This is a genomic window from Paenibacillus cucumis (ex Kampfer et al. 2016) (genome assembly GCF_019748695.1).
In the GTDB taxonomy this organism is placed as follows: Bacteria; Bacillota; Bacilli; order Paenibacillales; family Paenibacillaceae; genus Paenibacillus; species Paenibacillus polysaccharolyticus.
This window is the reverse complement of the sequence record NZ_JACLIC010000020.1, coordinates 129,027-154,363: the sequence shown is the minus strand read 5'-3', so window position 1 is coordinate 154,363 and position 25,337 is coordinate 129,027. Positions and strand designations below refer to the sequence as shown.

The following is a 25,337-nucleotide window of genomic DNA, read 5'->3' as shown; positions in this document are numbered from 1 at the left end:
GCTTCTCCTTCGGCAACATTATACGAATTGTTATGCATTTATATCGCCAGTTTGTTAATTTAGTGAATCCTCGATCTTTGCAATCTCATTCGATCCTCTTTGCTTATTCCACATCCGTCAGAGATATCGTGAACATCGTATGTTTTTTCATCACTCCTTGAATAGGTACATCGTGTGTGCCACTTTCCTGGAAGCCTGCTTTCAAAAGCACACGAATGGAGCCGATGTTGTCTGGAACAGCACCAGCTTCAACATGCGTAATGCTCATCTCATGTTTGGCATATTGAAGCACACGTTTCAACGCTTCGCTCATATATCCTTTACCGTGGTGTTGCCGATCGGTTGCGTAACCTATCACCCATTTATCTGCACCGTTCAGTTCAATTCGAAATAATGAGATTTCGCCCACCAGTTCATCGGTATCTTTAAGAAAAATGCCAAAAGAATGTCGTTTTCCTTCTTTTCTCAGCTCAAGCCATGTCTCAATCAGACGGGTCTGTCCATCCAGACTATAAAATGCTTCATCTCGATGACCAGCCGAAGTCCTCTCTATATCTTCTCTATTGCCCATTTGAAACTCCTGAAGCAACGTAGCATCTTCTAACGTCCAAGCTCTGATATAAATTCGTTCCGCCTCATATTTCATCTCAAGTTACTCCTTAGAAGTTCAGTTCAAGTCATCTGAAAACGGCCTAATCCACTAGTTCATCCAATGTATTCTCCAGCTCTTCAAGCCGAGCTGACAGCATATTCACATGTTGTTTCGCGTCAGCAATCTTTTTCTGTAAAACCTTTGTCTGCTCGTTCTCTGCGACTTGTTCATACTGCTTCAGTTTTTCAACAGCTGCAACGTGTTCTTCTTTTATATGATCGATCTGCTGTTCCAGATACAATACTTCGGACAGGCTTACTCCGCCTGATAAACGCTGTGAATACGTCATTTGCTCACCTCATTCATGCAGCTATTATTCTGCCTTCGACTCAATCGCTTTACTTACATTATACGCGTCCATGTTGATATCCGGTGCCATGTCTAACGCCAATTTGGCAAGCTGACTACCAATATAAGGCCCCATGGTTAGACCGGAAGCACCCAATCCATTAGCTGTGATCAGACCTGACCATCCCGGGACATGTCCCATAACGGGCAAAAATCCTGGGGTGAACGGGCGAAAACCTACACGAACCTCATCAAGTGTACTGCCTGCAAGCTCAGGTGCCAGCTCTAAACCCTTGTTCAACACTTCTTGCATGCCTCCAGCAGTAATTCGTGTATCGTAACCGTGAACATCATTTTCATGTGTGGCGCCAATAACTATTTTCTGATCTGCAAACGCAAGTAAATACTGATCAGTAGGCGGCATAATGACAGGCCACTCTTCTGTATTTTGCTGATTAGAAGTACGCAAATGCACAATCTGACCCTTCTGATAATGGACGTTAAAAAGAATCCCCAGTGGTTTCATTAACTCATTCGCCCACGCACCTGCACACACAACCACACGATCCGCGACATAATGCTTCGATTGCACTTCAACACCAGTTACTTGCTCATTCTCATAGAGCACTCTGGCTTCTCCCTCAATCAGACGAGCGCCGTGCCGCTGTGCAGAGCGGATCAATGCATCACGCAGCGCTCTTCCATCCACACGCGCAGCACCGCTGATGTGTACAGATGAATAACCTTCCCCAAGTAAAGGGAACCGTTCACGGGTTTCGTTTTCATCCAGACATGTGATTGTACCAATCTCAGGCGCATCTTCCCTGCGCAACTTGGCACGCTCCGCCATTTTGTTAATCTTCTCCTGATCCGTATGTATGCTGAGTGCGCCTGTCTGTGCATACCCCGTCTCGGTTTCCCCAGTACGTTCTAATTCGGTTATAAGCTCAGGGTAATAACGAGCACCTGCTTTGGCTAGCTGATACCAATCCTGATTCCTACGCTGAGACAACCAAGGACAGATGATACCAGCAGCCGCATCCGTGGCCTGCCCTGCATCTTTCCGATCGATAAGCAGCACTTCTGCTCCTGATTTTGCTAAATGATAGGCTGTTGATGCTCCTAATATGCCCGCTCCGACTACGATGACTTTTTTCATGCGAGTATTCCTTTCCTTCGTTCATTCATCTATATAGCGTACCCTTTTTGGCATTCTGTTGGCAAGCTGAGTCACCTGGATAACGCAGATACCGTTATCGGTAAAATACGATGTTAAGATGTTGATTCATTTAAAATACTCCCATTTATGTAATATAATTCTATTCAGGTTTCTTTCACGCTCTAATCATGCTACCTGCACAAGACCTTTTAACGAAAAGAGGAATTATTCAACGATGCTGAAACCTAACATGGGAAATCTGCTAGTGCCCGATATGCCTCTCATGATTACTGGGCAAAACCGGTTAACCGTTAATGAATTAATGGATTGGAGCGACCATTCACGGGATTACACCATTGTACAATGCATCGGCGGAACAGGGAGAATCGCTGCCAAAAATCTCGAGCTTTCTGTTCGGAAAGGAACAGCGCTTATCATGTTTCCTGAAGTTCCCTACCGTTATAACAATTCAAGTAACACATTACAGTTTGATTGTTTGTCGTTTAATGGCTACATTTTGCCGCGTTTCCTGCACTCCTTGCAGATCGGGGAACTGCGCGCCTTCAAACCGGAAGGCATACTTGGCCTCCTGTTACGTGAGATCACACTGGCGCTACAGTCCCATCACAAGGATTATATCTGGCATGGTTCTACACTGCTCTATACTCTTTTGGTTCGTTTAACCATTGAGAGTGAACGCTACAGCAAGGTAGAGCGCTCTGAGGCTCGGTTGCGTCTGACAGAGCTTGTTGCTTTTATCAAAGAAAACTATCAACAAGATCTCTCCCTCTCCCTACTCGCGGATCAGATGAATGTGACCGAGCAACATCTGAACCGCATCTTTAAAAAAGAGTTCCATATGACTCCACTCGATTACCTGGTTCGCTATCGCTTGCTTAAGGCCAAGGAGATGCTTGTGCAGCAAGAGGATATCACCGCACATGAGATTGCAAAAGCCGTCGGTTTTAACAGTGCCAGTTATTTCGGTTCCGTGTTCAAAAAATATGAAGGCATCTCACCCATTGAACTGCGCAAAAAGTTTCAGAGATAAAAAATCATATCTTCATCTCAGCCAGCGAGGATAACCGCCGTTCATGCATGGTGAATTCCAAACCGCGTGTTACCTCGTTCGGCACGATATAACAACGGATACCTGCGGCATTTGCTGCCTTTAGTCCATTGGGAGAATCCTCAAAAACAATCGCCTCATCTGCCTCCACACCAAGTTTCTGCAGCGTCAGCAGGTACAGCTCCGGGTCAGGTTTCACCCGTTTCACATCATCCGAGGTATGAATGACTTCAAAATAATCAAACAACCCAAGCTTTTGCAAGTACCCGTGTACCCAATCACGAGTGGAGCTCGAAGCAACCGCAAGCCGAATTCCCTTCTCCCGGGCAGCGTCCAGTAATTCAAGTACGCCCGGGAGTATGCTTGCTTGTCCCAAATATGCTTCGTACTTCTGTTCAGAGAGCAAGCGGACTTGCTCATGATTGATCTCTTTTTGCAACATCTGCTCCAGATATCGATACGGATGAAATTCCTCGAAGGAGGTGCCTACGTTTTTAGACCAAAGCTCAAGTCCCAGCTCCACACCATGCTCTTCATAAATATCACGAAAAGCATAATACCAAGGCGTTTCTGTATCGACAATCAGGCCGTCAAAATCAAATATAAATGCTTTTAACTTCTGTACCATTGTTCTATTCCTCTCTCTCAGCCATCGCTGGAGAAACGGATCAGAAGCGTGCAGTCAAATCCGGCTGGGTCATGCTTACGGATAAAAAGTGGCAAGTGCAACCCGTGCCGGTCGGTGACTGAGCAACAACTCCAGCTCTAAGCTCTCCATCCATCGGCATGCCAAAGTATCGAATTAACTTCCATTCTTCCCCATCGGGAGAGTAAAAGAAGGACAGACATCCCTCCACTTTTCGTATACGCAGGTAAGGATCTGACACAGGCACCTCTGTCGAGTTACAATCATCGGATGAACCATCGCGTGTAACGACAGATACGATCGTTGCGGCCTTACCATCATATTCAAAACACAGTTTGCACCAGTTACGTTCGTCGACCATCACCATCAAACAACCGGAATCATATTGATGCTTCATCTCTACCGTCAGCTGTGCAGTCATTTCGAAATCACCAGCCACGGGCATCGACAAGAATGGTGCGGTCGCTCGAATATGCTTGCCTGCCGGGTCTTGGAAAAAATCCGAGTCGGCTTGCGCCTCTATGATCAGTCCACCTTGATCCGTATATGACCAGTTGTGCGGCTCATTGATCCAGCTCAGTTTCTCCCTTGCTTCCGTTGTCATTACATTCATCATTCAAAACCTCCCAAGGATTGTACTATTAACTGCATTTTACCGTTTTATATATTCGGCAACATACAGAAAAGCCCTTCTTCTACATATTTTTGTAAGATTCTATCCCTTGGGGGCGTTGCTGTGGATCATGTAAAAACAACATAGTAATCATCAAGAAAATATACAGTGCAAGAATAACGCCGAACAGAAGGACCGGATGATAATGATACAGCAACCCGGTTAGATACCCGGAAGGTATTGCTGTTAACGTCATAACCGTCTGTACAGCCGAGAACATATCCGCCTTCTCATGTGTGCCCAGTCGGTTCATCAGTAATGAATCACGGTACGTTTGCAGAATGAAGTTCCCGGCAGCAAGTACAATAAGGGTAAGAAACAGCATCGCTATATTACCGGCCGGAATCAGAAGAAATAACACAGCACCCGCGGTACTAAGCACAATGGAGAAGCTAACATACTTTTCTTCCGATCTCTGCTTCAAGCGCGGAAGAATAACTAGATAGAGCAGCATAACGGTAACCGCTGTCACGACCGGAACAAACGAGATCACTCGATCACCAAAGCTTAACTGCTCTTTAAAATAGATGACCTGAAAGAAGTTTAACTGTAGAACCAGATTGGACAATACCGTAATTAAAATGATCGGAAATAACCTGCGCTTGTAGAACGACCTTCCAAACAGACGAAGGCTGGTGACGAGGCTGCGAAATACATGCGTTTTGCTGTGTATGCCCATCAATTCCTTGCCAACCTCAGTCTCTTCCGTGTAGCGATTACGAATAAAAAACATCGCTGTCATCAACAGCCCGCCCACAAAATAAATGCTTGCTAGCGTAGGCGCGATGCCAAAGTCTGCAATCACAACTCCCGCAATCGGTGTAAGCACTCCCGCACCGGTAATAATCATGTTCAACATGGCGAATACCTTGGATCGTTTATGTTCTTCTACATCTTCAATGATCAGACAATTGAAAGAGACCGTGACAAACTTTGATGTCGCATTGAGCAAATAAGCCATGAGAAACAGCCAGAAATTTTGTGAAAATGCCCAGATGAACATGGGTACACTCCAGGCGAGTAAATCAAAGATCAGTGTCGTTCGTTTACGTCCCAGCTTATTGGTCACTGACCCTGCAAATAGTTGAAAAATGAAGGCAAAATACAGATTCACCGAATTAATGATGCCTATCTCAATGTCGGACAAACCGGCCTCTTTCATATACAAAGGAGCGTAAAACAAAACAATCGTTCCCGGAATGGCCCACACCGGTTCTAGTAAAATGGAATACCGCGGATTTCTCGGCAAATCCCGAAGCAGCTTCACTCCATATCCCTTCTTTCTCTCTGCGGATCGCTCCGCTGTAACCTGCAAGATCCAATCGAAAACACATCTCACTTGCGCTTAACGCCTTATACCTCACTGGTCACAGCGGAGAACCCCACAATATCTACATTATTACAGAATCAATGCGGTCTTCACCGAATTCATCGGCAGCTTCTCCCCGCTTCGCAGGTCATAACCGATGGTGCCATTGAAAGCTTGCTCATAGTCCGTCAAAAATTCTTTGGCTGTTACCATCTGCTCTAGCTCAGGAATGCTTTGCGCGAATTTCAACGCCGTGCTGATCATGGAGTGTACAGCTACCGCACCAATAATACTGAGTCCATCGTTAATGACATGGGTTGATTTAAAAGTCACTTCGTAACTGTCGTCATACCCCATTGGAATGATCCGGCCGCCTTTAGCAATCATCTCAAATCCGACATGAAGCTGATTCCCTACAGCATCGACAACAATATCAAACTTTTTGTTATTGTTGATCTCATATACTTTGTCCAGTGTTAGATCCTCAGGATAGTAAACATAATCAGCGATCCCTTCTGCGAATTGTTTGCGATAAGGATCAATCTCAGTTCCCACCGTAAGTCTTGCCAGTCGTTTGCTCACCAGCTGACACAGCGAACCAATGGCGCCTGACCCCAGCACGAGTACAGAATCACTTGGCTTCACGCCTGCTTTCATGAATGTTTGCAACACACAACCCAGAGGTTCAATCATCATGGCCGCTTCCCAGCTCATGGAATCGGGAATAGGATAGATATATTTTTCATCTCCCACAAAGTATTCGGCAAACGTTCCGTGTGTGGTCATTCCTACTTGGTAGTCATCGAAATTTTCACAGTAAATGAACAAGCCTTCGCGGCAATACGAGCAGTGTCCGCAAGATTGCGTCGGGTCCACGAGAACCCGATCTCCTACGCTAATACCCCGTACTTCATCTCCCACCTCGACCACAGTCCCTACACCCTCGTGACCGATAACGGTTCCTTTATTTGCTGGGACTTTACCTTTAACAATGTTCAAATCTGTTCCACAGATCCCTGATCCATAGATTTTCACTTTGACCTGATTCGGTCTTTGAATGCTAGGCTCCTCAATCTCTTGTAGCTCCACCTGTTTCAAATCTTGATATACGAGTGCTTTCATGAGATATCCTCCTGGTCATATCATAAATTTTCGTGTTACTTTCCTTACAGATTGGCATATTTCAGATGTTCAAGCTTCTGCATTTCTTTCCAGTCCGACAAGATCTGAAGCAGTGCATCCTCCACCCAAATCAATTCCTCCCGCGTATGCGTATCCGAGAAAATAAAGTAACCTTTGGTGAAAATGCCGTAATGAGCCATCTTCTTCACCATAAATTCGCGGAACGGGTCCGTCTGAAAATTTTGCTCATCCAAAGATTGGATGTAAAAGCTCGCGTAGGTTCCCTTTAAGGCTAATTGTTCCGTGAGACCAAGCAGCACAAGTTCCGATTCCAGTCGTTTCATGATCCGTGTAGCGGGTTCACGCCAAGTGGGCCAGACTTTTGCATTTTTTATTAACCTTTCGCAAGCAATAGCCGCCGCAAGTGCTGTTGTCTCGCTGGAATGCGCATTGCTAAATCGCACCTGTCCTGCGAGGGACATGAGATGCTCTGGCCCCATTACTGCTGCAAGCGGAAGTCCGTTGGCCATGCCCTTGGAAATGCAGAGTAAGTCCGGCCAGATGTCATACTCTCCTGCAGTCGCCTGTTTGCCCATTCGAATTCCCGAAGTAACCTCGTCAAAGATAATAATGATGTCTAAGGAACGGCATAAATTCACTACTTTCTTCAGTTCTTCCTTATTCCACTCGTTGGGGCACAAGACAATACAAGCGATATCATCCATGGATGAAGTGTGTTCCCGAATGTTAGTATAGGAAGGCTTATTCACCCAAATCGTGGAACGCTCAATATCCACCGGAATGCCGCGTTCTTTGGTCTGACTGCCGTAATAACCATACGCGGACCAGTCATGCCACCCGTGGTAAGCTGTTGCAATGACCTTGCTTTTACCACTTCCCGCACGGGCCAGCCGCACCGCTCCGCTTACCGCATCTGCACCGCTCTTGGTGAAGCGCAGGGACGGATAACGTCCCTCGAACCGCTCCAGAATTAACTCGGCACACTCCAGTTCAATATCCGCTGGGAGTGAAAAGCCTGTCCCTTTTTTCAACTGATGAATGACCGTAAGCTGAATTTCTCGTCTGGCATGCCCCCAAGGAACCGTGCCCATGGCCATCTCACAATCCAGCCATTCATTACCGTCAATGTCTGTGAATCGGGAATGATATGCTTCCGCACAGCAGACCGGGGTATGTCCCGGAAATAAGCGTTCTGGCGCTTTGGCTAGTGTACTGCACCCGCTCGGAATAACTTTTTCAACCTTCTCCAGCCACTCCAGATTTTGAGTGAATCTTGCGGCACGATCCAGCGTGCTTTTTCCATCGCTCACTTTGAAGTACCTCCCTAAGGCTTAATAGTGGTGTATCACAACCTGAATGATTAAGTTATCGCACTTTCGTGCCCGGCCAACATCCATCATAGATGCGATCCATCGTAATCACGTTACCGTAGAGGTCAATAATTAGATCCTTGGCTCTATGGGCATGCCTCATTTCGATCCAATAGCGGTTCTCCAACAATCGGGTGAAGTTGTCCACCAGAAACAGCAACCGATTTTCGCTATGAATTAACTCCTTGCCTAATACTTGGGGCAGCCATATGGCTCCATTCGAGTTAAAGCGGTTGGAGTAGTCTCGCACGTCGGCAAGGGGCGCGATACCTGCCTCGTCAAGCTTGCTCCAGAACGTGTCCGCATCACTTCGAACCTCGGCAAGATCGATACCGATCATTGGCAGATGCTCGTATTCGCGTTGATGATGCAATTGCTCCTTTAGATGACTGAATACGAAGGGCCATACATCGGCTTCGATCTGACTTCCCCACTTTTTCCAAAATCGTGCCAGATTGTTCTTGCGGTTAAAATTGCGATGAATGCCGCTACTGCGTTCCCAGTGATAGGCTTGAATATTAGGGTTAATAACCGTATCATAACCCGCTTCTCTGGCGCGCATCTGATAATCAAAATCTTCATATCCGTTGAAAAACTTTTCATCCAGGCCGCCAATCGTCTCATAGACTTCCCGTTTCATGCCAAACATCGCAAATACAACAAGTTGCACGGAGAATGTCTCCTTCGGGATATCATCCGGGGACGCGTTCAGAAAAAGATGGCGTCCAATCGAGTCTGCAAAGGCGATACCACAATGCTGCACACCGCCAGTCTGCGGATACAACAGTACGCCTCCGATCATACCGATCGTAATATCCGTGTCGAGCGTCTCCTTCATCATCGTTTGCCAGTGGGACTGCAATATCGTGTCGGAGTCGAGGAAAAAGATATATTCTCCCTTAGCAAGATTCAGGGCGCTGTTAATGGATACGGCGCAGCCAAGTGGAAAGTCATGCTGAAGAATATCAATGGTCACACCTTCTCCAACCTCTTGTTTGAGTTTATCCAGGTGCTGGAAGACGGCAGAGCCAGATCCGTCGTTGATAAAAATAATTTGTGTTGATGGGACGACTGTTCGAAGCAGCGAGTCTGTAAACAGGTTCAGAATGTTATAGTCCTGATTGACCGGTACAATAATGGTATAAAGCATACAATTCCTCCTCATGAAGTTAATTTTGATGGAACCCGTTGGCCAAGATTATGAAGATGTGCAAGATATAACTACTTGTTCTCTGTCGTCCTCCTCCACTCAAACTTTGTCTTAATTTGGTAATGATTTGAATCTAATAGAAATTTATATCATTTTTTGGAAGTTTTAAATCTTAAATTCTGAACTCTATTAATATCTGAATCTCTTTAAAAATCAAAAAAACTCTCAATGGGTCCCTCGCATCTAATGCGACAAACCGATCAAGAGTTTTTAGAAGTTGCTCTTCATTTATTAAATACGCCAATAATTGCTTAACTTTATGCCTTTGCAGGCAACCAATCGGACTCTTTGGCACCCAGATTCGTGATGAATTGTTGCAGTGCATGCGATATCCATTTGCGGGCATGAATAACAAGCTGAATTTCCAGTGTAAAGTCCGTATGAACCAGTGGTAATACCGAGAGCTTCTGTCGTTGGATCTCATCCATGGCAATCATGCGAGGTAAAAGCGAGATGCCCGGCCCAGCCATAATACTTCGTTTAATGGCCTCAGGACTTCCCAGCTCAAGTCCCACTTTGTAGGGAATAGCGTTGGTTCTAAGCACTTTCTCCAGCAACTGCCTGTAATTGCACGAATCCTCCGGCATGATCCATTCTTCATCGGCTAAATCACTCAATGTTACCTCGGATTTAGCTGTAAGTGGATGGTCTGAATTCACGATAAGCACCAGCGGTTCCTCGCGAATCGTAATCCATTGTAATCCGGATTCCGGTGAAGCATTGGCCAGAATAAGACCCACGTCTGCCTCCCCTTCTCTGACTTTTTGTAGAATCAGATCTTCCCGATCGGTCTGTAGCCGAATGCCTAGCTCGGGATATTGTTTACGTGTCGTTTGAATGGGCACCGGCAGATAATAAGAAGCAAGCGAGTCCATCGTAGCAATGGTAAGTGATCCGCCGCCCTGTTTGGTCAGCTTCTCCTGAGAATGTTCAAATATCTCCAGAAGCTGTCCAGACAACTTAAACAGCTCTTCTCCAGCCGAAGTCAGCCGGATTTTATTGTTATTAAAACGTTCGAATAGTTTGACCTGATAAATTTTCTCCAGCTTTTGAATCTGGGTTGTCACACTTGACTGCGCGTAACCAAGCTCTTCGGCTGCTTTGGTAAAGCTTTGCCTCAATGCCACCTCACGAAAAGTTTGAAAATAATTCAAATCCATCATTTATTCCCTCACATCATCGAAATTATTGATAACACCTATCATCTATTATAGCTAACTATGATACCTTTTCCCATGGTAAAGTGAATGAAATGGAATTCCAACATACATTTGGGGGTAATACGATGTTAACCGAACAACAGATTCAAGGTATTTATATACCTGTAATCACACCTTTTACCAAAGAACGCGAACTTGATCTTCCTTCGTTCCAAAATTACATTAAAGTTATGGCTAACAGTGGCATTCATGGCTTGGTGATTAATGGTACGACTGGGGAGTCACCTACCGTGACATGGGATGAAGTGGAACAGCTTGTGAAGGCCGCGAAGGAAACTCTGAGCAGCATCAACTCCTCCGTACCCATTATGGTTGGAACTGGAACCAATGATACCGCTTCAACGGTGGCAAGAACAAAGAAAGCTGCCGCACTCGGAGCCGATGCTGTTCTTGTCGTTACTCCATACTATAACAGACCCACGGAAGAGGGCATTTACGAGCACTTCCGCATGGCAGCCAGCGTGGGCATACCCGTGATGGTATACGAAATCCCAGCCCGCACAGGGGTTAGAGTTTCCATAGATATGATGAAAAAAATTATGAACATCGATGGTGTTATTGGTCTTAAGGATAGCACAAATAACCTCGATCTTATGACCGAACTGGTACGTTGCGGCTCGAAGCCCATTTTGTGTGGAGATGATACCTTCTTCTTCGATATGTTAACGAGAGGTGCAGCCGGCGGCATGATGGCATCGGCTAGTATTAATCCAGAGCGTTTCCTGGAAGTGTATAACCGTTTTGTGGCTGGTGAAAAAGAAGACGCCTACCGTCTCTATACGCAGTTGCTTCCGTTCATTAAAAATCTCTTCGAAGAGCCTGCGCCTGCCATGCTGAAACATCTGCTTGCACAGCAAGGCATTATCGCTTCCGCACAGTTGCGCCTGCCTCTCATGCCAGCATCTGAACAATTAAAAGCAAAGATTGCACTGTAAATTATGCGGAACACCTCTATAGAACATAGCCACAGATAGCCATAGGTCGAAATATAAAAAGCCGCAGTTTCATCTGCGGCTTTTGCTGTGCACTTGTTTAACACTCCATAGAAGCAACAACGTAAAAATGCTTGATATCCTGCTTCTTTTTCAGCTCATCTCGTAACAAAACCGTGATAGAACGTGTCCACAACAAGTGCAGGCGCAGCATTTCTGGCGATATTGCCATGGATCACTTGTTGCCACGTCAAGAAAAGAATTGAATACAGAACATCTACAATCCACGTTTTGTCCACATCCGAACGAAAAAAGCCTTTTTCTTGAAGTATACCAATGGCATGAAGCACCGGTTGTCTCAACTTCTGATCGGCCCCTTCAATCTCGGCATTATAATTGACGGTTGCATCGTGAGCCAGAAAATATATCTTATCCCCAAGTGGAATTAGCGCTTCAATCAGCTCCGGGATATAGTGTTCAACCCGCTCCTCATCGAGCTTAACGTGTTGCAACGTCTCGTTAACAACATCAATTGCACGCATCGCCAAGTGAATCATCAGTTGCTCACGGCTCTCAACATACCGATGTAATGTGGCAATTCCGATGTTCGCGGCTTCAGCAATGTCGTTCATCGACGCATTGGGCTTCTCGATCAGTAATTTGGTGGCTTCATCCAGAATGGCAAGCATTCGATTTTGCTTAAATGTTAACTTCTCATTTTTCATCTCTAACGGCACCTCGGAACGAATAGACTATTACTTTTTATTTTGGTCATAGGTACGTGACTTTGGTTCTTTTTCTGATTAGTCAAAAGTGATGATGGCCATTTCAAATCAGAGGTAAAACTAGTCCACTTTCGCTCCATAGGAGCGTGCAATCAGAACCGCCTGTTCGCGATCCATACGTACACCCTTTAAATCTAGTGATTTCAGATCAATGCCATCCAAGATTGCCCCCCGCAAATCCGCACCCTGTAGCTTCACCTTACTCATGGATACTCTCGTGAGGTCACAATCACGCAAATCCGCTTTGCTTAAATCGGATTCAGCCAGATCCGCTTCAAAAAAACGAATCCCTCGCAAATCCTGTCTCCCAAGTCGCGTATATCTCAGATTGGTATAAGACCAATCTCCTTTGACAAGTGTAATGCCGTCCATCTGGGCACCGGAAAAATCCGATCCCGTCATCTTGCAAGCTGTAAATTTGGAAGCAAACAGGTTGGCACCGCCAAACAGGCAATTCTCAAATGCAGACTCCGTATGTATGGAACCATTCATGGATGCCCCTTTGAAATCACATTCAATAAAACGGCAATGGCTTGTTTCGACTTCTTCCATGGAGGCATTCATGAACGTGCAATGCTTGAACACACAGCTAATTAGCTCGCCGTAACGCAAATCCCGTCCCTCAAAGTGAACGCCCTCATATTCCTGATCCTTATATTGATACATGGATTACACCTCATTTGGTATCGTGTTAACGTCGTAGTCATTTTAAATAACAACTCATTCTACTATACCATATGAGATCACTTCATTCAGTGAAGTGCTTTCGACATTCGATACATGGATACAGCAGGTTTACTAATCACTCCCACTTTGTTGTACCCCAGACGTTCATAGAGCTTGATGGCACCTGCATTCTCCTGTTTGACGGTTAAGGAAGACTTTGCAAACCCTTGCAGAAGCGCCTGTTTCTCCGCATGACGGATCAATTCTGTCCCGATCCCAAGCCCCCTGCTTTCTGGTAGAGCAGCAATAATTCCGATGTGATATTCATCGTTCTCTGCCTCTTTTAACGTCACCATCGTATAAAACTCCTTCCAGTTACGCAGATTGTATCCAATCAGCTTCCATTTGTGTATGTCAAACAGCTGTGAAAACGTCGGCCATGCCAGCTTATTCATCAGTGTCGTTGGATAACACATGATCATGCCAAGTGTTTTCCCCTCCCGAACCGCTTCATAAGCGTATTCGTGACTAAACCGATTATTTCGGGACTTCCAAAGCTTCTGGAAGGTCTTATCTATAACTGCGGGCTCCCTGGAACCCGCCAATGAATATTTCATGTAATCAAGCGCCATCTCCGTTAGTTTTCCTCCGACGGCGGTTTGCGGATTTGCTTTTTGAATAGATATTTGGCTCATGGTGATCACTCCTCATGTATGCTTAGTAAGCTCTCGTCTCTTCGATCTTAAGATTTGGACGGATATGCTTCGGATGTCATGCCATCTACAAAAACGTTCACCGCTTGAATGGATATCCCAGTAAGATGTTCTACCTGGTCAATGACCTTTTGCTGTAACTCTCTGCAAACCTCGTGTACTTTACTACCGTAATGAACGATGATTTTCACGTTAATCTCCACGCTATTGTCTACTCTGCGAATGACAATGCCGTTATGCCCGCTACGACCGCTCCATATTTTGCTAATACTTTCAACCAATCCAGCCGACATGGAAGAAATTTCGCGGGTAGCACCTGTTATTTTACCGACCATTTTGGAGATGACTTCATCGGATATTTGGATCTGACCTAACGTTTGTTGATTCATCATATGAATCGCCTCCATTTTTTTGATAGCAAATACTATCATTTAATTAAAATATATATCATTCAACAACTGAATTCAACTATTTCTCCATAAAGCAAAAAAAACCGCATCAATTGCGGTTTTTTTTGCTTCTCTATATTAGGTGTTCATTCTATAAAAAGATTCGCCGAAAGGCTAACTCCCGAATTCATTCTGCATTTGATGAGCTACAGGTACTCGTTAAACCAGGCATTCACCTGTTCGAAGCTATCGACTCGAAGAGAAGGTTTTCCACTTTTGAGCAGTGAATGATTAGAACCCGGGTAGCGGATCAGCTTGGTTGTTTTTCCATAACGCTTCAATGTCGTGTACAATTCCTCCGCCTGAGCTACCGGTGTTCGGTAATCCTGTTCCCCGTGCATGATAAGCAACGGAGTTTCGATGTTGTGCGCATGAGCAAGCGGCGATCGAGACCAGAGGTATGCAGCATTCTCCGCAGGATTACCCCCAATAACACCCTCCACGTAAGAAATCCCGATGTCGCTAGTGCCGTACATGGATAACCAGTTGGAGATACAGCGTTGTGTCACAGCTGCTTTGAAACGGTTTGAGTGAGCGACAATCCAGTTGGTCATGACCCCGCCATAACTACCGCCAGCAACACCCAAACGAGATACATCCAGCATTGAATTCGTTGCCAGTGCGTCATCCACAGCTTCCATCAGATCCCGATAATCACCGCCAGCGAAGTCTCCACGACAAGCTCTGGCGAACTCCTGGCCATAACCTATGCTACCTCTAGGATTAACCCATAATACAGCATAACCTTCTGCGAGAAGTGTCTGCATCTCATGACTGAATGCTCCGGTATACATCGCGTGAGGTCCACCATGAATCTGTAAAATCAAAGGTAACTTACGATCAGATTGCAGTTTATCTTCAATCTGAATTCCGGACGATGGGGCCGTTGCACCCGTAGCTTCAGTCCAATCTGCATCTTTCGTTAAATCAGGCATCGCTAGCCAGCCTTGAATCAGCAAACCATCCGATGAGGTGAATTCCACTCTTGCCGGTACGTTAACCATTCGTTGCCCCATAAATTCATCATTACGATGAGTGAGTCTGACCATTTTACCGCTTTTCATGCCCACGGTGTACAACTCTCCTGGATGCTTATCCGTGAGCGCAGCTACAACCAAAGTCTCTTCATCTGTAGAGATCGTATACTGATAAACATCTTTTTCTCCTGCAGTTGTGATCATTTCGCAGTTTCCATCGGACTGAATTCGGTATACATCGACATTTCCTTGATGTGTGCCTAGTACATATACTCCCGGTTGAGAAGATGAACGACTAATGATTGGCGAAGGAGAGGCGCTTGCCGACTTCATATCCCCCAGTGCAGCATTACCGATGTGCATATCTAGCTCAGGTGCGAATAGCCTGGGTATCCCCCGATTCACGGGAAGTGTAAACAGTTGATGATGACTTCCACTTCCGTATTTACGATCGCTTGCAATCAGAATCAGTTGTTTTCCATCGGCTGTAAAAGAAAATTGGGTGATCTGGAGACTGGAATCCGTAACTTTGAAAGGTTCTTCAACTTTTCCTGAGTTTGCTTCAATGCTGGTCATATACACGTCCGTATGATGAAGCAAATCCGGATCTGATCCTGCTTCTTCTACTTGTTTGGAGATAAAGGCAAGTTTCAGGCTGTCCGGTGACCAGACGGGGGTAGTGATGTTCCATAACCCGGAGGTTATCTGCTTGATAAGTCCACTCTTGATCTCGTAAAGAAACAAATGGCTGTACTGACCATCCCACCAACCAGATCCTTCAGCTTTCGGCGTAGTGCGCTCGTAGACTTTTCCCCGCAATGTCGCTTCTGGTTGCCGGGTTGCTTCATCGTTAGCGTCTTTCGCCGACTCATCGGTTGATAATTGAGCTGAATTCATCTGAGCTTTACTCGTAAACGCAATATACTTCCCATCGGGAGACCAGACGTAACTCATGATTTTACGTTCAGGAGATATGAGCATGGACGGTTCTGTACATTCCGTATGAACAGACCAAAGTCCTTTTCCAGCCTGAGTCGATCGAATAAACGTCAACTTGTTGCCGTCTGGTGACCATGCAGGAGAGGAATCCTTCGTTCCATCCGTCAGCGCTACATCTTCTGTCCCATCCAGCGAAATTCCCCGAATTTGTGTGTTATATTCGTTCTTCGCCCGATCAATCGTTTGTTCAACGTAGGCTACTTGTCCATTTGCACTGATCACCGGCTGACTGATCCAGCGGTAGTGATAGAGATCCTCCGGCGTAATCTGGCTTTTTTTCATATCCATAACTCCCTTCCGTTATGATTTCTGAGCTGACTCTGTTCGAGGATCAAGCACATCCCGCAACCAATCGCCGAGGAAAATAACACCCAGCACAGTAAACGTAATAGCTAGTCCCGGAAATGTAGCAACCCACCAGCTCGTGGCTACATACTGCCGTCCGTCACTTAACATGCCGCCCCACGATACATCCGGTGGTTTTATTCCAAGTCCCAGAAAACTCAGCGACGCTTCCATGATGATTGTTGTGCCTACATTCATGCCGCAGATGACAATAAACGACGACAATACGTTAGGCAAAATATGCTTGATAATCAGCCGTCCATTTTTGGCACCAATCGATCTGGCGGCAAATACAAAATCCCGCTCTTTCATACTAAGCACTTCACTACGAACTACACGGGTGAATGGCACCCAGTTGGTTACACCGATAACAAAGATCAACGTGGTCATACCTGGACCCACAATAGCCATCACTACTAACATGAACAGAATCGTTGGTATCGCCATGAATGCATCACCCACACGCATAATAATGGCATCCAGCCACTTTCCATAGAATCCGGATATCAGACCCAGAACGGCTCCGATTATTCCGGAGACAATGACGGCGCCCATACCTACAATTAAAGACACGCGTGCGCCATATACAATACGGCTCCACATATCTCTGCCCAGATTGTCGGTTCCCAGCCAGTATTCGGCCTTTCCGCCTTCGAGCCACGCAGGCGGTTTGAGACGGTTCAGCGGGTTGACCGCTGACGGATCATGACTCGTTAGCAGAGGTGCGGCTATTGCAATCAGGACAACAACCAATACAAGCACTGCACCGATGAATCCGGTCTTGCTGATGATTAGCTGTTGCCAGATGGATCGAATTCCGGCAATCGTACGCGAACTTCTGTTGTCCGGTTCGGTAACCAGAACATTTGTTTCATCGTTGTCTCTCATAGATCGCACCCCCTTCTAGTCATATTTGATACGTGGATCCAGCAGTCTGTAGGACACATCCGTGAGAATATTAACAACCACTACAATGAATGCAATCACAAACACGGCTGCTTGCACAATCGCCATATCATGTGTATTTACGGCCACAACTAACAGTTGACCCAAGCCTGGCCAGGAAAATACGGTTTCTGTAATCAAAGTACCTCCGATCAGACTGGTAAACTGCAGACTCATAATGGTCACAACCGGAATTAAACCGTTACGGAACGCATGCTTCGCGATCACTGTCATTCGTCCCAGTCCTTTACTGCGTGCCGTGCGAATGTAATCTTGATTCAGAATCTCCAGCATGCTGGATCGGATTAGCCGTGTCATCTGTGCAGCAAGTCCCACCCCCAGCGTAAAAGCGGGCAGAATCAGATGGGATAAACCTCCGCGACCCGAAACCGGTAAAACGCCCAGCACAACGGAGAATAACAGAATGAGCATAATGCCCATCCAGAAGTTTGGCATCGCTTTGCCAATCACCGAAATACCTGAAATGAGAAGATCGGTAAATGTATTTCTTTTCACTGCCGAGATCACTCCCAGCGGAACAGCCATCAATACTGCAAATAACATGGCAGCCGCGGCAAGTTCAAAGCTTGCAGGCAATCGCTCTAACACAAGCTCAAGTGCAGGCTGACCGTAACGGAAGGATTGACCAAAATCTCCCTGAATGGCATTACCGAGAAATTTCATATACTGCGCGTATAAAGGCTGGTCGAGTCCCAGTGCCTGCGTCAACACAGCCCTGTCCTCTGCTGTAGCGGTCTCAGGCAACATCAGAGCCACAGGATCACCCGTGACCCGAACCAGAATAAAAACAATTAATGAGACAATAAACAGCACCGGAATGACCTGCAGTAAAGATTTGAATACGTATTTTCCCACTCCCGGCTCACCTCCTCTTTCCAAAAAAGAACGGCAGGAACTTGTTCATCCAGTCCCTGCCGTTCACGGCTTACTCATGCAATGACAGGTGGTATTAGCCTCTGTTACTTTGCAACAGGTGTAATCTCATCCGCATAGAACATCTCATCACTGCGTGGTGCAAAGTTCACTTTGTCATTGGTTCCATAGACGCCTTCCATCTGATACAAATATACGGCAGGGCGCTCTTCTGAGAAAATCTGTTGCACTTGCTGATATTCTTTCTCACGAGACTCAGGATTCATGTTTACAAGTGCAGATTGCAGCAACTTCTCCACTTCCGGATTGTTGTAGTCTGATTCCCCTTTGGCTTCTTCCACCATATAGCGGTTATAGTTGTTGGACGCGTCAAACAGGGAGTTACCGATTCCGATCATGAAAATTTCTTTAAATGATTTGGAGCTATAACGCTCGCTGAATGCACTCGGCTCAAGCACGTCCAGATTGATTTTGAATCCGGCCTGATCCAGCATGGCTGCAACAACCTCAGCTTGTTCCTTGTACTGAGAAGATACGGAGATAGTCATCTCGGCCGTGCCTTCAGCGTAGCCTGCCTCTTTCAGCAACTGCTTTGCTTTTTCCAAATCATACAATGATGTCTTATACAGTGACGGGTCAGCTCCGAAGTTCCCAGGTGTTACAGATGTACGTGTAACGATCCCTGCTCCCCCGGCAATGCTGTCTACGATCCCTTGTTTATCAATCGCCAGATCAATGGCTTCACGAACTTTTGGATCAGCTGTAATGCTGCCTTCCGTTTGACGGAAGATCAGTTGCAGAACACGCTGAATAGGTGCTTTCACAATTTTTTTGTCTGCTTCGCCTTCAATACGTGCAATATCTGTTGATGGGATAGATGACGCAACGTCAACTCCGCCAGCAAGTAATTCAGATACACGTGTGGAAGCCTCAGGGATGACACGGAATACCACTTCATTCCACTTCGGCTCACCGCCGAAATAGTTTTCATTTTTCACAAGCTCAATCCGGTCGTCTTTGGTCCATTTGCTGAACTTGTATGCGCCAGTACCCACCGGCTCTTTCAGGAACGTGTCCATGCCCTTGTCTGCAATATATTTGGAAGGCAGGATGCCAGCGCCCATTTTGGACAAGCGATTGAGCAACAATGGGTCTGGACCATCGGTAATGATGTCTACCGTATGCTCATCCACCGCTTTGACTTCAACGATGTTTTTGAAATAACTATTTTGCTTCAGCGTATTATCTTTAGCGACTCTCTCCAGCGTGTACTTCACATCAGCGGAAGTGAACGGGTCGCCATTGTGGAACGTTACCCCTTCACGCAGCTTGAATCTCCACGTTGTATCGTTCACTTGCTCCCATGAAGTAGCGAGCGCAGGAACTTTTTTCTGCTGACTGTCGTTTTTGATCAAATAATCAAATACGTTCACAAGCACAGCTTCACTCGCGGTATTGTTATTGTTGTGTGGATCAAAGCTTTCGATATCCGTTGCCGCCGCAATTGTTAACGTGCTACCGGCAGCCGCACTTTCACTTCCGCTTCCTTCAGAGGTAGCATTGTTCGTCGTACCTTTACTGCCCCCACCACAAGCACTTAACACCATCACGATTGCCAGCAAAGTAATCCACAAGCCTGTCCATTGTCTCTTTTTCATTGTGATTCTTCCCCCTTGGAAGTTGTATTCCTTGCCAAAAATTCAAGTGCAATTGCTGACAACAAGCCTACGCCGTAAGGCATGACCGTTTCGTCAAGATCAAATCTCGGATGATGAAGCGGATACCGTGTACGCTCCTCTTCATTTCCCGATCCTAACCGGAAAAACACACCAGGCACATGTTCGCAATAAAAAGCAAAGTCTTCCCCGCCTGTCGACGGTTTGATGTAACTCCACCCCTTCTGCGCATTCACCTCTTCACAGACCTCTGTGAGCAGATCAACCATGCCAAGGTCATTCACAACAACCGGATAACCGTCACCATAGGTGACTTCACATGCCGCTCCGAAAGAACTGCAGACACCGTTCACGACTTGTTTGATCAGAGATGGCATCCGTTCACGCACTGCAGGAGATAATGTGCGGACTGTGCCAATCATCTCGACTTCAGGCGCTATAGCAGTACCCATATAACCTCCGGTGATTTTACCAATCGTGACAACTACAGGTTCAAGCGGGTCAATCATACGGCTGGCGATGTTCTGTAGCGCAGTAATCACCTGAGCGGATACGGCGATCGCATCAATACCTTCATGCGGACGAGCCGCATGACCTCCCTGACCCACAATCTTGATGACGAGCGGATCAGCCGAAGCAAAAGCAACTCCCTGGCTCACCCCAACTGTTCCCGTATCCTGACCAGGTGTCATATGCAAGCCAGCAATGGCATCCACCTTTGGATTCTCCAGCACGCCGTCCTGAATCATGGCTCTTGCACCGGCTAGTCCCTCTTCCGCAGGTTGAAAGATGAACTTAATGTTACCGGATTTCGGTCTGCCAAGCCCTGTGAGTAGTTCAGCAGCACCCATCAGAATCGATGTATGTGCGTCATGACCACAGAGGTGTGCCTTGCCTTTCACCGTTGAGCGATATTCCACTGATTTTTGATCTTCAATCGGCAATGCATCCATATCTGCTCGAAGTGCAAAGGTAGGGCCATCTGTTTCTCCGCGAAGCAGGCCAGTTACACCTGTCTTCCCAACATGACGAGTAACCTCAAGTCCAAGGCTCTCCAGATGCTCGGCCACAATGGCAGAGGTACGATGCTCCTCATAACCAATCTCCGGATGGCGATGCAGGTCTCTGCGCCAGGCGCTTAACTTCGCTTGTAGCGGCTGAGCCAGTTGTATTAATTCAGCTTGCTTCATTGCATCTCATTCCTTTCCTGTTGCTCGGATTCCGACACCAAGCGCGCATAGATGGCATCAGCCGAGAATTCGATATGCCTTTTCATCGTATCCCGTGACCTTACGCTGTCTCTTGACTTCAGTGCTTCAAGAATCTCCATATGTACTTCGTAGTTTACGGAACGAATTCGGTCATCGTAAGGCATCAGATCGAGCGCCGGGTTAATCTTCGTTCGAATTTGTCTGACGGCTGTTTCACAGTATGGATTTCGTGATGCTTTGGCTATGGTTAGATGGAATTTCACATCCAGTGCCCTGAACCATTCACGTGTGCAATCCGGCTCGATACTTTGCTCCATATAGTTATACAGCTGTTCCAGTTCGCCTGCGGTGATCCGCTCAGCAGCCAGAAAAGCCGCCTCCGGCTCAATAATGGTCCGGTACTCAAACACCTTGAGCATCTGAGCCCAGCCTCGTTTGATCTCTTCTCTTGTCCGTTTATGCGAATTAGTCGTGAGTGGCAGAACAAAAGTTCCACCTTTGGCTCCAACTCTTTTTTCTATCAGTCCTTTATCTTCCAGTGCTGAGAGCGCTTCGCGAACCGTAATACGGCTTACATCAAACATCTCGGCTAAATCCCGTTCAGCGGGAAGCTGCTCCTCACTCATCAACTCTTTTAGAATAATGGCTTCTTCCAGTTGTTCCCGAATAAATTCACTAACCTTTTTAGTCGATACTTTTTCGAAATGAAAGGAGAATGGATTAGACATCTGATCACTCCGATCTGTATATGGTCTAGACCTTATACCATTAATATAATTCCGACTAAACTGATATGCAATACTTTTTTTGCTAAAATCCAACATTTATTTTAATCCCCCATATAGATCACTCTCTCCACATCGAAATTAAACTCTATCTATAAAGAAAAAAGACGCTCTGCACCGGTCAGAACCTCTCTGGATCAAATGGATGTTATACTTTTTTCTGAATGACGATATCCGACTCTTCGCTTAAAAATGCAGTGTCTCTCTTTTCTACAACTTTTTGTTTGCAAAAGGTTTAAAAGTCCTGGTTACAGCCAGTCGCTCGCTTCCTTCAAGGTAGAACTGATCCTCTGCTCTCCACGTATGACTTGCTTTGTTCTGCCTGCGCAGATACACATAGTTGTAAGGTGATGTTGCATACGTTTTGTACCCTCTCTTCCTGCATTGCCTTAGAAACGTAACATCTTCCCCCACCGAACGATCCGTAAATCGAACCCTTTTTAACACCTTTTTTCTGAATAACAGCGTGCCTCCCTGGATAAATTCCACAGGTTTATTGCTCTCGCCCGGTGACCTCATCAGCAATGTTCGGGAAGCTTCCAGATAAACCAGACAGGAGTGTTTACCCACAATATCACTGCCGGTTTGCCTGAGCGCACGTACCTGTTCTTCCAGATAATAAGGAGAGTAGTAATCATCATCATCCATTTTCGCAACGAGTGAAAAACGAGCTCTGGTGATGCCTGCATTTAGACACTGTCCTAGTGAGATACGTTCGGGTACTTGGTATACGTGGACATTCGCGTATTTCTGCACCTTTTTCCGAATTAAACGACTGTTCATGCTGTCGAGATTCAGAATGATAATCAATTCCTTGACCTTGTAACGCTGGCGAACATAATTCTGCAGGATGTTATCCAAAAATTGTGGACGGTTGGTGCAAACAACGATGGAAACTCCCATAGGTGTAAGATACCTAGACACAACATCCCCTCTTTCAGCTTATTTCCATTCATCCTATGTGTTTGATCCATATCAGGTATGGACGGCTCCCTCTATTATGGAAAAATAACAAAAAACCTCTGACCGGATAAACGGACAAAGGTTTAGGAATCTAATTATGTTAACAGAACAATCTATTGAAGCTTCTCCGTTAATTATTAAAGTATACTGCCTTGCCCGTGTGTGCCGACTCGTAAATAGCTTCCAAAATCTGTGATACCACCAGCGCCTGTTTTGGTGTAACTACGGGCTCCAAATCTTTATCGATCGCTTCAATCCATTTGCGCATCTCCACATCCGGTGCATTTTCGGACTGTCCTTCATAGAAGTCCACACCACCAGAGCTGAGTTCAATTTCATTGGTATACAGACGGCTGAACTTCTCGCCATTGATACGCAGTCCGTTTTTCATGTCAGCGCCTGCCTCGGTGCCACTCAGACTGCATTTAGCTTCGTCCACATCAAGCGAGTTCAGCGCCCAGCTGGATTCCAGCATGATCGTTGCCCCATTTTCCATGACAATCATACCAAAGGCGGAATCCTCCACCGAAAATTTCTGTGGGTCCCACGGACCCCAAGCATTCGCTGCATTTTCTCTCTGGGAGAGCTCATGATGCGTAGTGCCAAGTACTACTTTCGGCTGATAATTGTCCATCATCCATAAGGTCAGATCCAGTGCATGTGTTCCAATGTCAATCAGCGGTCCACCGCCTTGTTTCTCTTCATCCAGAAACACACCCCAAGTCGGCACGGCTCTTCTTCGAATCGCATGGGCTTTGGCAAAATAGATCGAACCTAGCTCGCCCGCTTCACACAGTTGCTTTAAGTACATGCTGTCCTGACGGAAACGGTTGTTATAACCGATCGTCAATTTTTTACCTGTACGTTCGGCCGCTTCCAACATAAGCTGAGCTTCAGCCGCAGTCTTGGCCATCGGTTTCTCACACATCACATGTTTGCCAGCCTCCAGCGCCGCAATTGAAATCTCTGCGTGGGAGATGTTCGGGGTAAGCACATGCACAATATCGAGTGTCTCATCCTTCAACAGTTCCTGGTAATCCGTGTATATCTCGGCATCGGCAGAACCGTACTGTTTCTTCGCCTCTGCGGCACGCTCTTCCACAATATCACAGAAAGCAACCAGTTCAACGTTCTCCAGCTTGCTCAGACTTGGCAGATGTTTGCCGTTTGCGATCCCGCCACAGCCAATAATTCCAATGCGATATAATTTACTCATCATAAGTCACCCTCACTTTAGTATTGGTTGTTTCATTTTGCGAAAAGCCGACGGGGTCATCCCAAGGCGTTTTCGAAACACAGCATGTAAATAGTTGGCGTTGTTAAAGCCTGAGCCAACCGCAATCTGTTCAATAGACACGTTGCTTTCCTGTAAATTACGGCACACCGCTCGCAGGCGAATGTCCTCCAGCACTCGGCTGAACGGCATATCAGGCTGTACCTGATAAAAAATGCGTTGCAACTGGCGGCTGCTGATGTGCAGCTTCTCGGCGACATGCTCCAGCGTCACTACAGAAGCGTGATTAGCTTCCATGTACTGTACAGCATAATCGTATCGATACACTGTCATATCCCTTACAGGAGCTTCAGCTCGAATTCCGCCCGTATCGTAAGCGCGAACTGTTTTTAACAAAATGCTAACAACCAGCTGCTTAATCGAAGTATAATATCCGACCATCTTGTGGTCACATGCTTCATACGCTTCGAGAAAACAGAGCATTGCACGGTGATAATCCTGAACCGGTTTATGCGGAAGTGTCTTTAGTTTTTCAATGGTCTCTTCTGATTCCGCAACTTCCCATGGATCGACATGCTCTCGTGGTTTATGCACGATATCTACATGAAGACACAACTCATCCATATCCTGCTCGGCGTCGGCTTCCTGATAATGAACAACCCCAGGTCCGGTCAGATACAATAACCCTTCCGATAATGCATGGGACTGATCATCAATAATAACTTTACCTTTCCCTCTAGGAATGAAATGGAACTCATACTCCGCATGGTTATGAAAATCGACAATCCGCCCCGCTGGAAATGTCGTCAGATGAAATCGCAGCACACGAATCTCGTAATGCCCCCATACCACGGTAATATCAAGCCGCTCCAGGAGATCCTGCCGATCCAGCATTTTCTCATACGGATACAGACTCAAGATGCCTTCCTCCTTAACGCCTTACAGGACGAATTTATATTGAGTAGAACTGAAGATTTTACACAGTCCACTCCGTTAAAGTGTAAGTAATTCATTCAACTTATAT

At 46.1% G+C, this 25,337-nt stretch carries 25 protein-coding genes; 2 read left to right on the top strand and 23 right to left on the bottom strand.

The features are described 5' to 3' along the window. Positions 1–103: 103 nt before the first annotated feature. The 3 genes from H7T88_RS12225 to H7T88_RS12215 are packed head-to-tail and all read right to left on the bottom strand — an operon-like array spanning position 104 to position 2,099. Positions 104–646 (bottom strand): GNAT family N-acetyltransferase, encoded by a 543-nt coding sequence (locus tag H7T88_RS12225; protein WP_221788660.1) that lies wholly within the window; start codon positions 644–646, stop codon positions 104–106. A gap of 46 nt (positions 647–692) precedes the next feature. Then, positions 693–941 (bottom strand): hypothetical protein, encoded by a 249-nt coding sequence (locus tag H7T88_RS12220; protein WP_221788659.1) that lies wholly within the window; start codon positions 939–941, stop codon positions 693–695. Between the two features lie 24 nt (positions 942–965). After that, on the bottom strand, positions 966–2,099 hold the full coding sequence (locus H7T88_RS12215; RefSeq protein WP_221788658.1) for an NAD(P)/FAD-dependent oxidoreductase: 1,134 nt from the start codon (positions 2,097–2,099) through the stop codon (positions 966–968). Between the two features lie 235 nt (positions 2,100–2,334). Between H7T88_RS12215 and H7T88_RS12210 the strand changes: the two genes are divergently transcribed. Next, positions 2,335–3,150: an AraC family transcriptional regulator gene (locus H7T88_RS12210; RefSeq protein WP_221788657.1), complete on the top strand. Its 816-nt coding sequence runs from the start codon at positions 2,335–2,337 to the stop codon at positions 3,148–3,150. A gap of 4 nt (positions 3,151–3,154) precedes the next feature. Here the strand turns inward: H7T88_RS12210 and H7T88_RS12205 are convergent, their stop codons facing one another. The 7 genes from H7T88_RS12205 to H7T88_RS12175 all read right to left on the bottom strand — a co-directional run bounded on the left by H7T88_RS12205 (position 3,155) and on the right by H7T88_RS12175 (position 10,682). Next, positions 3,155–3,796, bottom strand: coding sequence for an HAD family hydrolase (locus H7T88_RS12205; RefSeq protein WP_221788656.1), 642 nt, complete (start codon positions 3,794–3,796; stop codon positions 3,155–3,157). 40 nt (positions 3,797–3,836) lie between these two features. Next, a complete protein-coding gene (locus H7T88_RS12200) occupies positions 3,837–4,430 on the bottom strand; it encodes a DUF1349 domain-containing protein (protein ID WP_221788654.1) in 594 nt (197 codons plus the stop codon). A gap of 79 nt (positions 4,431–4,509) precedes the next feature. Beyond that, the gene (locus H7T88_RS12195) at positions 4,510–5,802 is read right to left on the bottom strand and encodes an MFS transporter (RefSeq protein ID WP_221788651.1); all 1,293 of its coding nucleotides are present in this window, start codon (positions 5,800–5,802) and stop codon (positions 4,510–4,512) included. Between the two features lie 84 nt (positions 5,803–5,886). After that, complete coding sequence (locus tag H7T88_RS12190) at positions 5,887–6,918, bottom strand: zinc-dependent alcohol dehydrogenase (protein ID WP_221788650.1); 1,032 nt, start codon at positions 6,916–6,918, stop codon at positions 5,887–5,889. 44 nt (positions 6,919–6,962) lie between these two features. Further along, complete coding sequence (locus H7T88_RS12185) at positions 6,963–8,249, bottom strand: aminotransferase class III-fold pyridoxal phosphate-dependent enzyme (RefSeq protein WP_221788648.1); 1,287 nt, start codon at positions 8,247–8,249, stop codon at positions 6,963–6,965. Positions 8,250–8,304: 55 nt separating this feature from the next. Beyond that, the gene (locus H7T88_RS12180) at positions 8,305–9,459 is read right to left on the bottom strand and encodes a glycosyltransferase family 2 protein (RefSeq protein WP_221788646.1); all 1,155 of its coding nucleotides are present in this window, start codon (positions 9,457–9,459) and stop codon (positions 8,305–8,307) included. A gap of 317 nt (positions 9,460–9,776) precedes the next feature. Next, positions 9,777–10,682 (bottom strand): LysR family transcriptional regulator, encoded by a 906-nt coding sequence (locus H7T88_RS12175; RefSeq protein ID WP_312027612.1) that lies wholly within the window; start codon positions 10,680–10,682, stop codon positions 9,777–9,779. A gap of 122 nt (positions 10,683–10,804) precedes the next feature. Here H7T88_RS12175 and dapA point away from each other — a divergent pair, with 122 nt between their 5' ends. Then, complete coding sequence (dapA, locus tag H7T88_RS12170; RefSeq protein ID WP_154889314.1) at positions 10,805–11,674, top strand: 4-hydroxy-tetrahydrodipicolinate synthase; 870 nt, start codon at positions 10,805–10,807, stop codon at positions 11,672–11,674. A gap of 155 nt (positions 11,675–11,829) precedes the next feature. On the opposite strand, the gene H7T88_RS12165 is transcribed toward dapA, so the two are convergent. The 13 genes from H7T88_RS12165 to H7T88_RS12105 all read right to left on the bottom strand — a co-directional run bounded on the left by H7T88_RS12165 (position 11,830) and on the right by H7T88_RS12105 (position 25,231). Further along, positions 11,830–12,396, bottom strand: coding sequence for a TetR/AcrR family transcriptional regulator (locus H7T88_RS12165; protein ID WP_090915751.1), 567 nt, complete (start codon positions 12,394–12,396; stop codon positions 11,830–11,832). 120 nt (positions 12,397–12,516) lie between these two features. After that, entirely contained in the window at positions 12,517–13,122 is a 606-nt protein-coding gene (locus tag H7T88_RS12160; protein ID WP_090915749.1) for a pentapeptide repeat-containing protein, read from the bottom strand. Between the two features lie 86 nt (positions 13,123–13,208). Next, positions 13,209–13,817 (bottom strand): GNAT family N-acetyltransferase, encoded by a 609-nt coding sequence (locus H7T88_RS12155; protein ID WP_154889316.1) that lies wholly within the window; start codon positions 13,815–13,817, stop codon positions 13,209–13,211. Positions 13,818–13,864: 47 nt separating this feature from the next. Continuing rightward, positions 13,865–14,227 (bottom strand): Asp23/Gls24 family envelope stress response protein, encoded by a 363-nt coding sequence (locus tag H7T88_RS12150; RefSeq protein ID WP_186809671.1) that lies wholly within the window; start codon positions 14,225–14,227, stop codon positions 13,865–13,867. A 203-nt stretch (positions 14,228–14,430) separates the two neighbouring features. After that, entirely contained in the window at positions 14,431–16,542 is a 2,112-nt protein-coding gene (locus H7T88_RS12145; RefSeq protein WP_221788644.1) for a S9 family peptidase, read from the bottom strand. A gap of 18 nt (positions 16,543–16,560) precedes the next feature. Then, entirely contained in the window at positions 16,561–17,493 is a 933-nt protein-coding gene (locus H7T88_RS12140; protein WP_090915740.1) for an ABC transporter permease, read from the bottom strand. Positions 17,494–17,508: 15 nt separating this feature from the next. Then, entirely contained in the window at positions 17,509–18,426 is a 918-nt protein-coding gene (locus H7T88_RS12135) for an ABC transporter permease (protein ID WP_145412920.1), read from the bottom strand. A gap of 104 nt (positions 18,427–18,530) precedes the next feature. After that, positions 18,531–20,102 (bottom strand): ABC transporter substrate-binding protein, encoded by a 1,572-nt coding sequence (locus H7T88_RS12130; RefSeq protein WP_221788642.1) that lies wholly within the window; start codon positions 20,100–20,102, stop codon positions 18,531–18,533. After that, positions 20,099–21,310 (bottom strand): M20 metallopeptidase family protein, encoded by a 1,212-nt coding sequence (locus H7T88_RS12125; protein ID WP_221788640.1) that lies wholly within the window; start codon positions 21,308–21,310, stop codon positions 20,099–20,101. Before H7T88_RS12125 ends, H7T88_RS12130 begins: the two co-directional genes overlap by 4 nt. Next, positions 21,307–22,059, bottom strand: coding sequence for a FadR/GntR family transcriptional regulator (locus tag H7T88_RS12120; protein ID WP_221788638.1), 753 nt, complete (start codon positions 22,057–22,059; stop codon positions 21,307–21,309). Before H7T88_RS12120 ends, H7T88_RS12125 begins: the two co-directional genes overlap by 4 nt. Before the next feature lie 267 nt (positions 22,060–22,326). Then, positions 22,327–23,040, bottom strand: a complete 714-nt coding sequence (locus H7T88_RS12115; RefSeq protein ID WP_312027611.1) for a glycosyltransferase family 2 protein — start codon at positions 23,038–23,040, stop codon at positions 22,327–22,329. Between the two features lie 169 nt (positions 23,041–23,209). Beyond that, positions 23,210–24,295 carry a Gfo/Idh/MocA family protein gene (locus H7T88_RS12110; protein WP_154889579.1) on the bottom strand — a complete coding sequence of 362 codons (1,086 nt, stop codon included), beginning with the start codon at positions 24,293–24,295 and terminating at the stop codon, positions 23,210–23,212. Positions 24,296–24,307: 12 nt separating this feature from the next. Next, positions 24,308–25,231, bottom strand: a complete 924-nt coding sequence (locus tag H7T88_RS12105) for an AraC family transcriptional regulator (protein ID WP_260510864.1) — start codon at positions 25,229–25,231, stop codon at positions 24,308–24,310. Between the last annotated feature and the right edge of the window lie 106 nt (positions 25,232–25,337).